Origin of the sequence: Xanthomonas hortorum (assembly GCF_040279205.1) — a bacterium.
GTDB classification, from domain to species: Bacteria; Pseudomonadota; Gammaproteobacteria; order Xanthomonadales; family Xanthomonadaceae; genus Xanthomonas; species Xanthomonas hortorum_F.
In genome coordinates this window covers 1-13,173 of record NZ_JBEOLS010000014.1, presented here as the reverse complement: position 1 = coordinate 13,173, position 13,173 = coordinate 1, and the positions used below count along the sequence as shown (strand labels likewise).

The 13,173-nt window shown below is 64.3% G+C and carries 13 protein-coding genes; 11 read left to right on the top strand and 2 right to left on the bottom strand.

Features of this window, described 5'->3' with window-relative positions:
* Positions 1–35 precede the first annotated feature (35 nt).
* From ABS769_RS08115 to gnd, 4 genes are all read left to right on the top strand, one after another.
* The gene (locus tag ABS769_RS08115) at positions 36–836 is read left to right on the top strand and encodes a DUF2242 domain-containing protein (RefSeq protein WP_317061231.1); all 801 of its coding nucleotides are present in this window, start codon (positions 36–38) and stop codon (positions 834–836) included.
* Between the two features lie 124 nt (positions 837–960).
* Positions 961–1,341 carry a glycine zipper 2TM domain-containing protein gene (locus ABS769_RS08110; RefSeq protein WP_317061230.1) on the top strand — a complete coding sequence of 127 codons (381 nt, stop codon included), beginning with the start codon at positions 961–963 and terminating at the stop codon, positions 1,339–1,341.
* Positions 1,342–1,512: 171 nt separating this feature from the next.
* Positions 1,513–2,886: a hypothetical protein gene (locus tag ABS769_RS08105; protein ID WP_317061229.1), complete on the top strand. Its 1,374-nt coding sequence runs from the start codon at positions 1,513–1,515 to the stop codon at positions 2,884–2,886.
* 20 nt (positions 2,887–2,906) lie between these two features.
* On the top strand, positions 2,907–3,848 hold the full coding sequence (gnd, locus tag ABS769_RS08100) for a phosphogluconate dehydrogenase (NAD(+)-dependent, decarboxylating) (protein WP_006452627.1): 942 nt from the start codon (positions 2,907–2,909) through the stop codon (positions 3,846–3,848).
* 55 nt (positions 3,849–3,903) lie between these two features.
* Here the strand turns inward: gnd and ABS769_RS08095 are convergent, their stop codons facing one another.
* Positions 3,904–4,974: an oxidoreductase gene (locus ABS769_RS08095; protein ID WP_350498138.1), complete on the bottom strand. Its 1,071-nt coding sequence runs from the start codon at positions 4,972–4,974 to the stop codon at positions 3,904–3,906.
* Between the two features lie 150 nt (positions 4,975–5,124).
* On the opposite strand from ABS769_RS08095, the gene ABS769_RS08090 reads away from it, so the two are divergent.
* From ABS769_RS08090 to folK, 5 genes are all read left to right on the top strand, one after another.
* A complete protein-coding gene (locus tag ABS769_RS08090) occupies positions 5,125–5,496 on the top strand; it encodes a BON domain-containing protein (RefSeq protein ID WP_023905139.1) in 372 nt (123 codons plus the stop codon).
* A gap of 277 nt (positions 5,497–5,773) precedes the next feature.
* Entirely contained in the window at positions 5,774–7,585 is a 1,812-nt protein-coding gene (locus tag ABS769_RS08085; protein WP_350498137.1) for a sensor histidine kinase, read from the top strand.
* On the top strand, positions 7,582–8,022 hold the full coding sequence (locus tag ABS769_RS08080) for a response regulator (protein ID WP_006452631.1): 441 nt from the start codon (positions 7,582–7,584) through the stop codon (positions 8,020–8,022). The genes ABS769_RS08085 and ABS769_RS08080 overlap by 4 nt, the downstream gene beginning before the upstream one ends.
* Before the next feature lie 3 nt (positions 8,023–8,025).
* Positions 8,026–9,528: an ATP-binding response regulator gene (locus tag ABS769_RS08075; RefSeq protein ID WP_317061227.1), complete on the top strand. Its 1,503-nt coding sequence runs from the start codon at positions 8,026–8,028 to the stop codon at positions 9,526–9,528.
* 93 nt (positions 9,529–9,621) lie between these two features.
* Complete coding sequence (gene folK / locus ABS769_RS08070) at positions 9,622–10,137, top strand: 2-amino-4-hydroxy-6-hydroxymethyldihydropteridine diphosphokinase (protein WP_317061226.1); 516 nt, start codon at positions 9,622–9,624, stop codon at positions 10,135–10,137.
* A 172-nt stretch (positions 10,138–10,309) separates the two neighbouring features.
* Here folK and ABS769_RS08065 read toward each other — a convergent pair whose 3' ends face one another.
* Positions 10,310–11,047, bottom strand: coding sequence for a pteridine reductase (locus ABS769_RS08065; RefSeq protein WP_104549607.1), 738 nt, complete (start codon positions 11,045–11,047; stop codon positions 10,310–10,312).
* On the opposite strand from ABS769_RS08065, the gene ABS769_RS08060 reads away from it, so the two are divergent.
* Entirely contained in the window at positions 11,046–12,299 is a 1,254-nt protein-coding gene (locus ABS769_RS08060) for a class I SAM-dependent methyltransferase (protein WP_023905133.1), read from the top strand. The two genes, ABS769_RS08065 and ABS769_RS08060, sit on opposite strands and share 2 nt — an antisense overlap.
* Positions 12,287–12,700 (top strand): VanZ family protein, encoded by a 414-nt coding sequence (locus tag ABS769_RS08055; protein ID WP_317061225.1) that lies wholly within the window; start codon positions 12,287–12,289, stop codon positions 12,698–12,700. Before ABS769_RS08060 ends, ABS769_RS08055 begins: the two co-directional genes overlap by 13 nt.
* The last annotated feature ends 473 nt before the right edge of the window (positions 12,701–13,173 follow it).

Here is a 13,173-nt window from a genome sequence, read left to right as displayed (position 1 = left end):
ATGCTCTTGGCCGGTTTTGGATGCCGGAGTTGTCTATGTCTTGTTCTTCCCTGATCGCGCGCGGCGCGCTGCTTGGCGCGTTGGCAACCCTGGCTGGCTGCGGTGGCAGCAAGGGCGACAGCATGCTGATGCGCGAGTCGTTCAACTCCGACGATACCTATTCGCGCAGTGTGGCGGCCACCTCGATGCAGGCTTGCGAGGCTGCGCGGCGCGTGTTGTTGAGCCAGGGCTACGCGGTCACGCGCGCCGATGCCGCAGGCGTGGAAGGCAGCAAGAACTTCCAGCTCAAGGAAGCCGACCAGAGCGAGCAACTCAATCTGCGCATTTCCTGCGCCACGCAGGAGGGCGGCAAGGCGCAGGTGTTCGTCAGCGCGCTGCAGGATCGTTATGCACTGAAGAAGAGCTCGACCTCGGCCAGCGTGGGTGTTGGCGTGCTCGGCTCGTTGTCGCTGCCGGTGGGCAGCACGGGCGATTCGCTGGTGCGTGTGTCCAGCACCACGGTGCAGGACGCGGCCTTCTACAAGCGCTTTTTCGAGCGCTTGAACTCGTATCTGCCCAATGTGACCCAGGCCGCGCCTGCCGCGGCGAGCGCGGCCCCCGTACCGGTTGCACCGCCGCATCCGGCAGCGGCCACACCTGCGGCGGCGGCACCTGTGCCGACCGCAGCGGCTGCAACGCCCGCGACTGCAGTGCCGGCCACTGCCGCAACGTCTGCTTCCACAACAGTCGAACAGCCGCCGGTTGCGCCGCTACCGGTCGAGGCCCAGGATCCGCCCCCTGCACCGGCACCCACGCCGACGAACGTGCCGCAGACCGAGCCCGCAACTCAGCCGTGACGTCAGAGTTCACGCTCCGCTCCGGAACCTGAATAGCCGGCTGCGCGCTTCACGTTGCGTTCTCGACCGAGCCGCGAGAGTGCAGCCATGGCTCGCCGAGTGGGCGAGAACGACGGAGACCACGATGAAGATGCGCAATTCCCTGCTGGGTATTTCCTTGATCGGCCTGATGGCGACGAGCACCTTCGCGCAGGCCCAGACCCATTCGCGCCAGCACCGTTATACGGAAGCAGACGAAGGCCGCAGGTTTAACGACGGCACGCGCGTTCGCTGCAAGAACGTTGAAGTGCAGAAGAACGCAACCGACCCGAATCGCATCGGCGGCACCGTTGCCGGCGCCGTGGTCGGTGGCCTGTTGGGTAATCAGGTGGGTGGCGGTAACGGTAAGAAAGCCGCGACCGTACTCGGTGCAGTGGCCGGTGGCGCTGCAGGTCGCACGATTCAAGGCAACCGCCAGCAAGCCAATGGCAATCGTCAGGTCGAGCGCGTTTGCGAGCGTCGCTGAATCTGCTGAATTGAATCGACGAGCCCCGGTCATGCCGGGGCTTTTCTACGTATGAGGGTGCAGCGCCGTGCTGTCGATCCACACCACATCGCATCGATGCGTTGATTGCGCACTTGTTGCATCGGGCTGTGTGCGTTAGTGACGCGGCCCCAGCGTGCAGTGGCACTGTCCATGACATCTGTGCGTAAAGACGTCGTGCCCACCGCCGCAACGCCTGCATCGCGGCACCGCGTTACCGCACTGGTCTGCGTAATCGCCCTGGTGGCTGCGCAATTGCTGCAGGTCGCCGTTGCCGCGCCAAGTGAGGCAGCAAACGCCGCAGGGGTGGACTGCGTCGAAGCATTGCTGCGGCGCCTGGGCTGGGACATCCGCAGCGCTGCGGTCAGTGCGCCGGTGATCCAACGCGGAGAACCGTGTACGCGCGGCTCGCTCGCGCAGGCACGCGCCGCCGGCGACCTGCAGCTGACGCTTCCGGTCACTTGGAATGCGCAGCAACGCGGGGCATCGCTCAAGGCCTTGCTGGACGATTCCGCCACGCAGTGCGCCTACGCGTTCGAAGTCGGCGCGGCCACGCGGCGTGCGGTGACGCAGCTGCAAGACAACCCGCACTATCGGTTTTCGGCCGTGCAACTGGGCTGGATCGGCTTCGGCTGGCGTGGCGCCGCTGCGCAGGGCTGGAGTGGATTCAAGAGTTTCGGGCGCGGCTATCAACCGCGTGGCAGCAATGCGCAGGCGCTGGATGCGTTCTACAGCGGCCAGGTGCGCTCCGAATGCGGGGTGGGGCGCCAGGTGGCGCAGCTGGCCACGCAGCGCGAGCTGTACGGCGACGCCGGATTCGATCAGGTGTTTACGCCCGGCGAGTTGTCGATCGGTACCTTTTTGACCTTGCACGACACCGACAGCATCTTGCTGGGTGCGCATGCCGGCGAATTCTTTGCCGACGGCAAGGCAGTCAAGACCGCGCAACTGGGGCGCCAGGGATTTGTCGGTGCGCCGGGGTTTATCGCGCATGTGTTCGACAAGTCGTATCTGGACGACATCCATAACCAGGCCGAAAACTTCGTGGTGGTGGATGTCAGCGATGCGGCGGCGCAGGCGTTGGCGCAGCACGGCGGCTTTGCGCATTACGACGCGCTCAATCGACAGATCTGGGAACTGGCCAAGGACTTGCGCGGGCGGGGCAAGCGCCGCTTCGAGCGTTTGTTGTACGAGCGCGATGCGCAGCTGCGCGCCACGCTCGATGCGCAACAACACGCGCAGCTGCAAACGCTACAGGCGTTGCTGGACGATCCGTTCTATCAGGGCTTTCTGGTCTACGTGCATCCCAAGGGCGTCAAGCCGATCGGTTACCACGTGGCGCGACTGCTCGACCGCAATCCGCGCACGCCGTATGCCATCGACCTGACCCTGCACAATTTGCGCAGCACCTTGTACTGGCGCTGGATCGATTGGCAGCTGCAACAGTGCAGCGCCGGCACCGCGGCGGAACGATCCATTGAGAATTCCGCCACACCAGCGTACGCCCGGCGTGGCACCCTGCACTGATCAGATCATGAGGAGCGATTATGGAACTGGGTATGGTGGGTTTGGGCCGCATGGGCGCCAACATGGCCGAGCGCCTGGTGCACGGCGGGCATCGCGTGCATGGCTACGATCCGGGCGAGGGCGCGCGTAGCAGTGCGCAGGCCAAGGGCATTGTCACTGCCGATGCGCTGGCAGCGTTGGTGTCGGCGCTGCCGAGCCCGCGGGTGCTGTGGTTGATGGTGCCGGCAGGCAAGATCGTCGATGACACCCTGGCGCAGCTGCTGCCGTTGTTGCAGGCCGGCGACATCGTCATCGATGGCGGCAATTCGTATTACAAGGATTCGCAACGCCGCGCCGCGCTGTTGCAGGCCAGCGGCATTTCGTTTGTCGACTGCGGCACCAGCGGTGGCGTCTGGGGTCTGCAGGAAGGCTATAGCCTGATGGTGGGCGGCGACGAGGCGGCAGTGACCACGCTGCATCCGGTGCTGGCCACGTTGGCGCCGGCAGCGGACAAGGGCTGGGGCCGCGTTGGCCCGAGCGGTGCCGGCCACTTCACCAAGATGGTCCATAACGGGATCGAGTACGGAATGATGCAGGCCTATGCCGAAGGCTTTGCGCTGATGCAGCACAAGACCGATTTCGCACTGGATCTGCACCAGGTCGCCGAGATCTGGCGCGATGGCAGCGTGGTGCGTTCGTGGTTGCTGGATCTCACCGCCGATGCGCTGGCGCACAACCCGAGCATGGCCGGCATCGCACCGTTCGTGGCCGATTCGGGCGAAGGCCGCTGGACGGTGGCCGAGGCAATCGATCTGGAAGTGTCAGCGCCGATCATCACGCTGTCGCTGATGGAGCGCTTGCGCTCGCGCGACAAGGATTCGTTCACCGACAAGTTGCTGGCGGCGATGCGCAACCAGTTCGGTGGGCATGCGGTGATGACCACCACCGCGACACCGCCGACGATCGGCAGCAAGGACGCGTAACGCGTCAGCGAGTGAAGCAGTTCATGCGCGCCTGCCTTGCGGGCGCGCAGTCGTTTTAGCGGTCCCCAGACGTGGCGCCGGCACCATCCAACCACTGCACCTGACCCGACGCAGCACTGCGTTGCGCCAGCTCCAGCAGCTCCATCAATTGCACGGCGTCTGCACCACTGACCGGTGCCGGGCCGGTACCGGCCAATGCATCGCGAAATGCGGCGTAGCAGTTGCGATAGTCGCCGGGCAGGGTGTCGGGTTGATGGGTGTGCACGCGGCCTTCTTCATCGACACGGGTGACGGTGCCGAGCAGCGGGTCGACACCCCAACCGGCGGTGCCCGGGCGACGCCCGGCGCGTAGTTGGTCTTCCTGCGTATCCAGCCCGTGCTTGAGATAACTGCCGCGAGTGCCGTGGACGGCAAAGCGCAGGCTGCTGTCGGCCACCAACGAGCCGGCATGCAGGATCACGCGCAGGCGCGGGTAACGCAGGGTCACATGGAAATAATCGTCGCTGCGTGCCTGGCTGCGTTGGCGTTGCAGATCCGCGCTGATTGCCTGCGGGGTGCCGAACAATTGCAGTGCCTGATCGAGCAGATGCGGCCCCAGGTCGTACCACAGCCCGGCGCCGGGGATGTCGCTCTCGCGCCAACGGTCGCGCACCTGCGGGCGGTAACGGTCGAAGTGCGAATGGAATTCCACCACCTCGCCCAGCTGGCCTTCGTCGATCAGCCGGCGCACGGTGAGAAAGTCTGCGTCCCAGCGGCGGTTCTGAAACACGCTGACGATGCGCCCGGCCGCTGCAGCGGCGTCCACCACCTCGCGCGCCTGCGCGGCATCCAGTGCGAAGGGTTTGTCGACCAGCACGTGCTTGCCGGCGGCCAGTGCCTGCAAGGCGAACGGCGCATGGGTCTGGTTGGGCGTGGCAAGCACCACCGCATCGAGCGCGGGGTCGGCCAACGCGGTTTCCAGATCGGCAAGCACGGCCACGTCGGGGAAGTCGGCCTGCGCTTGTTGCGGCTTGGACGACACCACGCTGTGCAACTGCAAACCCGGTGTGCTGGCAATCAGCGGGGCATGAAATGTGCGGCCGACATAGCCATAGCCGACGACGGCCAGATTGAACGGTTTAGGCATTGAAAACGGTTCATCGCAACGACTGAGGAAGCGTCCATGGTATTGCACACACCCGTGTGCGCCAGGTTCACAACCTCTGCATCCGGCAGTCACACCTGCACGACGAGCGCCACTGCAGACTGCGGCCACATTCACTGGAAGGGGTATCGGATGAAGAACATGACGCATGCACGCAAGTTGCTGGCTTTGTCGCTGTCGCTCGGCCTGACGCTGGGTGCCTCGCAGGCATTCGCGGCGCCGCAGGAACATGCCGATCACAAGGACCACGCTGCCAGCATGGACGAGTCCAAGAAGCCGGTGACCGACACCTGGATCACCACCAAGGTGAAGGCCGATCTGCTGGCCACCGACAACGTGTCGGGTACCGACGTCAAGGTCGAGACCAAGAACGGCATCGTGACGTTGACCGGTTCGGTCGCGACCAAGGCCGAGCACGACAAGGCCGTGGCTGTGGCCAAGGGCATCGAAGGCGTCAAGAGCGTCAAGTCGGTGGGTCTGAAGGTTGTTGCTGCGAAGAAGTAATCGCAGTCATAGATGCCGGGCCGCCGCGACGAGGCGGTTGGCCTGAGCACGAAGGCGCACTCTACGGAGTGCGCCTTTTTTGTTGGTGTGTCGCAGGCCAGCCGACAGGTGGCGCCCGCTCTCACCATTTTCACGTTTGCTGCACTTATGATATGCCCATTCAGCTATGTCACAGATCGGCGTGACAAATCTGAATTATTAATCTCACCTTGGGTCTGGTCGGGGATAATACCGGCGCGCCTTCGGGTCCTTGCAGCGAGCGGATACAGATCGAGTAATGCAGACAACGGTCCAAGCAGACAGATGGGATCGCTGGCGCCTGCCTTTGCTGGCAGTTGCCGTGTTCCTGATTGTGGTGGTGCCCTCGTTGCTGTTGCAGCAGATGGCGCACAACGCCAATCAGGCTGCGGTGTGGGTCTCGCATAGCCAGGACGTGCAGGAGACCGCGCAGCGCTTGGAAGCGGCGATGCGCGATACCGAATCGGCGGCGTTGATGCGCTCGCATGGTGTGGTGCGCCCTGCCTTGCTGGAGCGCATGCGGCGTGGCCGGCGTGAAGCGCTGGCGGCGGTGCATCAGCTCATCGTGCTGACCAAGGACAACCCGGCTCAGCAAGTGCGGATGGGGCGCATCCAGAGCACGATCGAGCGCCGCTTGCTGCTGGCCGAGCGTATCGCCGTGGCGACCGATCCCACGCTGATCCGTGCGCTGATCGATGACATGACCTTGAACAACCCGATCCGGTTGTTGATCGACGAGTTGCAAAGCGCCGAAAGCAAGTTGCTGGAACTGCGCAATACGCGCGCCACCAAAGAACGCACGCATTACGCGGTACTGAGCTGGGGGACGCTGGCGGTGCAGTTGCTGCTGTTGGCCACGGTGATCTGGTTGCTGCAGCGGCAGATCCGCCGCCGCCTGGCGGCCGAGCAGGAATATCTGCGTGCCAATGGCCGCGCCAGTTCGGTGCTGCAGACCGTGCGCGAGCCGATCGTGCTGCTGGATGACAAACAGCGCATCATGCTGCACAACCCGGCCTTCGCCGAGTTGTATGGCCTGGAAGAGCGCGGTAACGAATCGATGTCGCTGGAGGACGTGGGCGAGGGCGTGTGGCGCGATGCGCAGATTCATCAGCGGCTTGCCGACGTGCTGCTGCGCGACCGCGAGTTGTGGGATTACGAACATGAGCAGCGCGGCGCCGATGGCGTGCTGCGCACCATGTTGATCAACGCGCGACGCATGCCGTTGCCCGATACCAACGACGAAGATGTGGTGCTGATGACGGTGAGCGACATCAGCCTGCAGAAAGCCTCGCAGCAGCGCATCCAGGAACTCAACCGGCAGATGGAAGGCAAGGTCGATCAGGTGTCCGAGATCAACCGCGAGCTGGAAGCCTTCAGCTATTCGGTCTCGCACGATCTGCGCGCACCGTTGCGGCATGTGGCCGGTTTTTCGGACAAGCTGGCGCGTCATCTGGGCGATGCGGCGGACGAGAAATCGCGTCACTACATGGAAGTGATCAGCAGCTCGGCGCGGCGCATGGCGTCGCTGATCGACGATCTGCTGGTGTATTCGCGCCTGGGTCGCAGTGCGCTGCGCCTGCAGGCGGTGGACATGCAGTCGTTGGTGTCGGAGACGCGCGCGATCCTGGATTCCAGCGTGCAGAGCGAAAACACCGGTCACCGTGTGGAATGGCACATCGCCCCGCTGCCGGTGCTGGTGGCCGACGAAAACATGATGCGCCAGCTGTGGATGAACTTGCTGGGCAATGCGGTCAAGTACAGCGCCAAGCGCGAAGTGGCCAAGATCGAGGTCAGCTACCGGCCGTTGCCGGACGGCGGCCATCAATTCAGCGTGCGCGACAACGGTGCCGGCTTCGATATGGAGTACAGCGCAAAGTTGTTCGGTGTGTTCCAGCGTCTGCACAAGGCCAGCGAATACGCCGGTACCGGCATTGGCCTGGCCAGTGTCAGGCGCGTGTTGACGCGCCACGGCGGCCGGGTCTGGGCCGAGGGCGTTGTCGACGAAGGCGCCACGTTCCATTTTGTGCTTCCCCCTGCGCATGAAGCGCCCAACCAAGAGTTCAATGCATGAGTGCCATCCGTACCATTCTTCTGGCAGAAGACAGCCCGGCCGATGCAGAAATGGCGGTTGACGCCCTGCGCGAAGCCCGCCTGGCCAACCCCATCGTGCACGTCGAAGACGGTGTGGAAACCATGGACTACCTGCTGCGTCGTGGCGCGTTCGCCGATCGCGAGGAAGGCTTGCCGGCGGTGTTGCTGCTGGACATCAAGATGCCGCGGCTGGATGGCCTGGAAGTGCTCAAGCAGGTGCGCGGCGACGAGACGCTCAAGCGCTTGCCGATTGTGATCCTGTCGTCCTCGCGCGAAGAGAGCGACCTGGCCCGCAGCTGGGACCTGGGCGTGAATGCCTATGTGGTCAAGCCGGTGGATGTCGATCAGTTCTTCAATGCAGTCAAGACGCTCGGCACGTTCTGGGCGGTCATCAATCAGGCACCGGAGCTGGACTGAACCATGCTGCAAGAGGGTGGCAAACTGGAGCAGCTGAAGATCCTTCTGGTGGAAGATTCACCGGAAGATGCCGAGCTGTTGTCCGATCAGCTGCTGGATGCCGGCATCGACGCGGCGTTCGAGCGCGTGGACAGCGAACGCTCGCTGCGCAGCGCGCTGGATGAATTCCAGCCGGACATCGTGCTGTCGGATCTGAGCATGCCCGGGTTTTCCGGCCACCAGGCATTGCGTCTGGTGCGCCAGAACGGCGCCACGCCCTTCATCTTCGTCTCCGGCACAATGGGCGAGGAGACTGCGGTCAAGGCGCTGCAGGACGGTGCCAACGACTACATCATCAAGCACAACCCGACCCGCTTGCCGAGTGCGGTGATCCGCGCGATCCGCGAAGCGCGTGCCGACCTGGAACGTCAGCGCGTAGAGAGCGAGCTGATGCGCGCGCAGCGGCTGGAAAGCCTGGCGATGCTGGCGGCCGGGTTGAGTCACGACCTGCGCAATATCCTGCAGCCGTTGTTGATCGTGCCCGACCTGCTGGCCGGGCGCACCGACGACCCGCAGCTGCGTCAGTTGGCCAAGGTGGTGGCCGAGTGCGGCCGGCGCGGGCATGAGATGGCCGAGTCGATGCTCTCGTTCGTGCGCGGCTCCAACAAGCCGCGCGAGCAGGTGTCCGTCGCCAGTCTGTTCCAGGGCGTGCAGATGCTGCTCAGGAGCAGCCTGCCCGATGGCGTGCGCCTGCAGATGGAGACGATCGCCCTGGATCTGACCATCGAGGCCAATTACACCGAACTGCAGCAATGCCTGCTCAACCTGGGCTTGAACGCGATCCAGGCGATGCCGGGTGGCGGCACATTGATTCTGTCGGCCGATCGCCATGACGATGCGCGCGTGCGCATGAGCGTGGCCGACACCGGCGTGGGCATGAGCGATGAAACCCGCGCACGCCTGTTCAGCCCCTTCTTCACCACCAAGGCCGATGGCACCGGGCTGGGGCTGATTTCGTGCAAGCGCATCATCGAAAGCTATGGCGGCAGCATCCTGGTCGACAGCCGGCTGGGCGAGGGCACGCGTTTCGACATGCTGGTGCCGATGCGCTCGAACGCGGTGGCGATTGCCGACACCGAGCCGCCGCTGCCGCTGGGCCATGGGCAACGCATCCTGCTGGTGGACGGCGAAGCCACGCGCTTGTCGCTGCTGGGTAATGCACTGTCCAGCCAGGGCTATCAGCCGCAGCTGGCCACCGATGGCGCGGCCGCGCTGCAACTGGTGCAGCCACACGCCATGCCCGACCTGGTGATCATCGACAGCGACATCATTCTGCTCTCGGCCGTGAGCGTGCTGTTGAGCATGCAGGAGCTCGGCTATCAGGGCCCGGCGATCGTGCTGGAAGATGTCGGCGCGCCGCTGCAGCGGATGCACTTTCCGGCGGATATCCCGGTGCATGTGCTGCGCAAGCCGCTGGAAATGCGCCGGGTGTTCCGTGCGGTGTCGCACGCGCTCGAAATGGCCTGATCCAGGCTTTTTCGGGCTCCGCATGCGTCCTCGTGCATTTGCGCCGCGATTGCAACAGTTGACGCCCACGCCGGCCGCATGCGCGAATAACGCATGACCACCGTGCTTCTCAGCCTCGGCAGCAATGTCCAGCCGACCCACTACCTGCGCTTGGCCGTCGACGCCTTGCGCGCGCGCTTTGGCCAGCTCGACGTGTCGCCTGCGTACCGCACGCCGGCGGTGGGCTTCGATGGGCCGGACTTCGTCAACAACGCGGTGGTGCTGGACACCGATCTGGATCTGCACGCGCTCGATCATTGGCTGCATGCGCTGGAAGACGCGCACGGCCGCGACCGCAGCGGCCCGCGTTTCAGTGACCGCACGCTGGATGTGGATGTGGTGTTCTTCGGTGATTGCATCATTGAAGGGCCCGGGCATCTGCGTATTCCGCGGCCGGAGCTCAAGCATGCGTTCGTGTTGAAGCCGCTGGCCGATATCGCACCCGATTTCATCGACCCGTTGAGCGGGCAGACGCTGGCGGCGCTATGGCAGGCGCATCCGCAACACGGCACCGCGTTTACGACGGTGGAGCTGGATGCGGCCCCCGTCGCGGCGGCTTTGGCGCAGTAGCGCAGCGCTGCAGTACGGGCAAGGCGTGACTGACAACGCTTGCGGATCGTCGTAGGCAGGCGTGGAAGGTGCCGCCCGGAACCGTCATGGTCGAGTCTGCAGGCAGCGCGTCATCCGCAGCGCACATGGAGCGAGCGTGCGCGGCAGCGCGCCTGGGCGGCTGGATAGTTGCTCAACTGAGCTGGCGGCCACCGTCCACATGCAAGGTATGGCCAGTGACGAAGCTGGCTTCATCGAGCAACCAGCGCACTGCCTCGGCGATCTCTTCGGGCGTGCCGATGCGTGCCAGTGGCGTGCGCGCGAGCAGGGCCTGCTTGGCGTCGGAAGACTTGCCTTCTTCCGGCCACAGAATCGCGCCGGGGGCCACCGCATTGACGCGCACTTGCGGTGCCAGTTCCAGTGCGAGCGAGCGGGTCAGCATTTCCAGCGCGCTCTTGGACGCGCCGTACAGCGGGTGATTGCGCATTGGCTGCTGGGCATGCAGGTCGGTGAGGTTGACGATGGCACCGTGGTGCTGGCGCAGTTGTGCGGCCGCAGCCTGGGCGATGAAGAACGGCGCGCGCGCGTTGACTGCAAACAACTCGTCCCATTGCGCTGCGGTCGCTTCGCCCAGCGCGGTGGGATAGAACGCCGAGGCGTTGTTGACCACGCCATCCAGGCGGCCGAACGCGGCGATGCAGTCGGCGACCAGTTGCGCTGGTGCCTCCGGCAAGCGTAGATCGGCGTGCAAGGCCAGCGCGCTGCCTGCGCGTTGCGCGCACAACGCGGCCACGCGCGCGCTGAGCGCCTCACCGGAGCGGTGCGCATGCAAGGCCACGCGGTAGCCAGCCGCATGCAGGGTGGTGGCGATCTGCGCGCCGATACGGCGGCCTGCGCCGGTGATCAAGACCACCTTGGAACTGTCTGTCATGGCGTACTCGCTCGGCGTTGCGAAGGGCTCGGCTATCCTGTGCATTGTCCCCGCAACCGGTGCCCGCATGCACGCCGACCTTCCCACTCCCGATTCGGACGCCTTGGCGCACAGCGACCGCCTGGCTGCGCATGTGCGCGCCGAAATCGCCGCTGCCGGCGGTGCGATCCCGTTCTCGCGTTTCATGGAGCTGGCGCTGTATGCGCCGGGTCTTGGCTATTACAGCGCCGGCTCCAGCAAATTTGGCGAGGCCGGCGATTTCGTCACCGCGCCCGAGCTTGGGCCGTTGTTCGCAGCGACCGTGTCCGGTGCGTTGGCGCCGGTGTTGCAGCAGCTCGGCCCAAGTGCCCGTGTGCTCGAAGTAGGCGGTGGCAGCGGCGCATTTGCCGAAGTCACGCTCAAGCGCCTGCTCGAGCTCGATGCGCTGCCCGAGCGTTACGCGATTCTGGAGCCCAGTGCAGACTTGCGCGAACGTCAGCGCGAGCGGTTGGGGCGCACGCTGATACCGCCGGTGTTCGATCTGGTCGAGTGGCTGGATGCACCGTTTCCGGACGATTGGGACGGGGTGCTGTTCGCCAACGAAGTGATCGATGCATTGCCCACGCCGCGCTTCGCGCTGCGCGATGGCGAGGTGTATGAGGAAACCGTGGTGCTGGATGCGCAGCAGCAGTTTGCACGTGGCGAGCAGCCGGCCGATGCGTTGCTGGGTGCAGCGGTGCGTCATCTGGAGCGCTATCTGCAGCAGCCGTTTGCCGATGGCTATCGCTCGGAGTTGCTGCCGCAGTTGCCGTACTGGATTCAGGCGGTGGCCGGTGGTCTGAAGCGCGGGGCGATGTTGTTTGTCGACTACGGTTACCCGCGTGGCGAGTTCTATCGTGCACAACGCGAAGACGGCACCTTGCGTGCGTTCTACCGGCATCGCATGCATGAGGATCTGTATCGCTGGCCGGGTCTGCAGGATCTGACCGCGTCGGTAGACTTCACGGCATTGGCCGAGGCCGGCACCGGGGCCGGTTTCGAGTTGGCCGGTTATTGCACGCAATCGAGCTTTCTGCTCGGCAACGGTCTGGATGCGTTGCTGGCGCAGGCCGATACGCGCACCGATGAAGTGGGGCGCATGCGCTTGCGCGAGCAGATCAAACGCTTGACCTTGCCCAGCGAAATGGGCGAGCGATTCCAGGTGATGGGCTTTGCGCGCGATGTCGATTTTGCGCCTGCATTTCTGGCAGGCGATCTCACATGGCGGCTGTAACGTCTGCGCTGCGTCCGTTTCATCGGCCGTGGTTGTGGGTGGGTTTGTGGGTCGCGGCAATTTTCGTGGTGATTGCGGTGTGCCTGGGGCCACCGCCGGAGTTTCCGGAGCTACCCTCCAACAGCGACAAGGCCGAGCACTTTTTGACGTTCGCGTTGTTGTGCTGGGGTGCGGTGCAGTTGTTCGCCACACGTCGGGCGTTGTTGTTTGCGGCGTTCGGGTTGGTGTTGCTGGGGATCGGTATCGAAATTGCGCAAGGTGCGTTGACGACCAATCGCAGTGCTGATCCCTACGATGCGCTGGCCGATACCTTGGGCATCCTTGCCGGGTTGTGTCTTGCGTGGACGCGGCTGCGATTGGTGATGTTGCGGGTGGATCATCGGGTGTTTGGGTCGCGCTGATTTTTCTGTGTTTTGCGGTTTTGGAATGACTGGCAAAACGTAGTGCTCAGGGCTGCGGTCTGGCTGCAGGGCCCTTGCTCGCCCACCATCGCGGGACACGCCGCAAGTACGTCCGTGTAGGCTCTTACGCGGCATCCATGCCGCGTAAGGTCCCGCGCCGGTGGGCGGGCAAGGACCAGTTGAGGTGGTCGGTGTGCATGGTTGCAAGCAAGGCATGGTGTGTTGTTTGGATAACGCTGCGGCCGATCAGCTTCGCAACGCAAAGCGCAACGCGATCAACAGGCAGGCTTTCATCAGACTACCGACCAACTGTCTGGCGCGGTGCCCTCACCGATTGCGGGACCGTGTGGCGGCATGGATGCCGCCACCGAGCCTACAAGGACGTACTTGCGGCGTGTCCCCCGAGCGGTGAGGGCACCGCGCCCTCGACTAACCAGGCTTTTGACTGCATCTAAAAAGGGCGACTAACAAAA

Excerpts from the sequence above, each read along its gene's own strand:
- folK (WP_317061226.1), top strand. The coding sequence starts at position 9,622 with ATGACCACCGTGCTTCTCAGCCTCGGCAGCAATGTCCAGCCGACCCAC.
- ABS769_RS08055 (WP_317061225.1), top strand. The coding sequence starts at position 12,287 with ATGGCGGCTGTAACGTCTGCGCTGCGTCCGTTTCATCGGCCGTGGTTG.
- ABS769_RS08110 (WP_317061230.1), top strand. The coding sequence starts at position 961 with ATGAAGATGCGCAATTCCCTGCTGGGTATTTCCTTGATCGGCCTGATG.
- ABS769_RS08060 (WP_023905133.1), top strand. The coding sequence starts at position 11,046 with ATGGCGTACTCGCTCGGCGTTGCGAAGGGCTCGGCTATCCTGTGCATT.
- ABS769_RS08095 (WP_350498138.1), bottom strand. The coding sequence starts at position 4,974 with ATGCCTAAACCGTTCAATCTGGCCGTCGTCGGCTATGGCTATGTCGGC.
- ABS769_RS08105 (WP_317061229.1), top strand. The coding sequence starts at position 1,513 with ATGACATCTGTGCGTAAAGACGTCGTGCCCACCGCCGCAACGCCTGCA.
- ABS769_RS08075 (WP_317061227.1), top strand. The coding sequence starts at position 8,026 with ATGCTGCAAGAGGGTGGCAAACTGGAGCAGCTGAAGATCCTTCTGGTG.
- ABS769_RS08090 (WP_023905139.1), top strand. The coding sequence starts at position 5,125 with ATGAAGAACATGACGCATGCACGCAAGTTGCTGGCTTTGTCGCTGTCG.
- ABS769_RS08085 (WP_350498137.1), top strand. The coding sequence starts at position 5,774 with ATGCAGACAACGGTCCAAGCAGACAGATGGGATCGCTGGCGCCTGCCT.
- ABS769_RS08065 (WP_104549607.1), bottom strand. The coding sequence starts at position 11,047 with ATGACAGACAGTTCCAAGGTGGTCTTGATCACCGGCGCAGGCCGCCGT.
- ABS769_RS08080 (WP_006452631.1), top strand. The coding sequence starts at position 7,582 with ATGAGTGCCATCCGTACCATTCTTCTGGCAGAAGACAGCCCGGCCGAT.
- ABS769_RS08115 (WP_317061231.1), top strand. The coding sequence starts at position 36 with ATGTCTTGTTCTTCCCTGATCGCGCGCGGCGCGCTGCTTGGCGCGTTG.
- gnd (WP_006452627.1), top strand. The coding sequence starts at position 2,907 with ATGGAACTGGGTATGGTGGGTTTGGGCCGCATGGGCGCCAACATGGCC.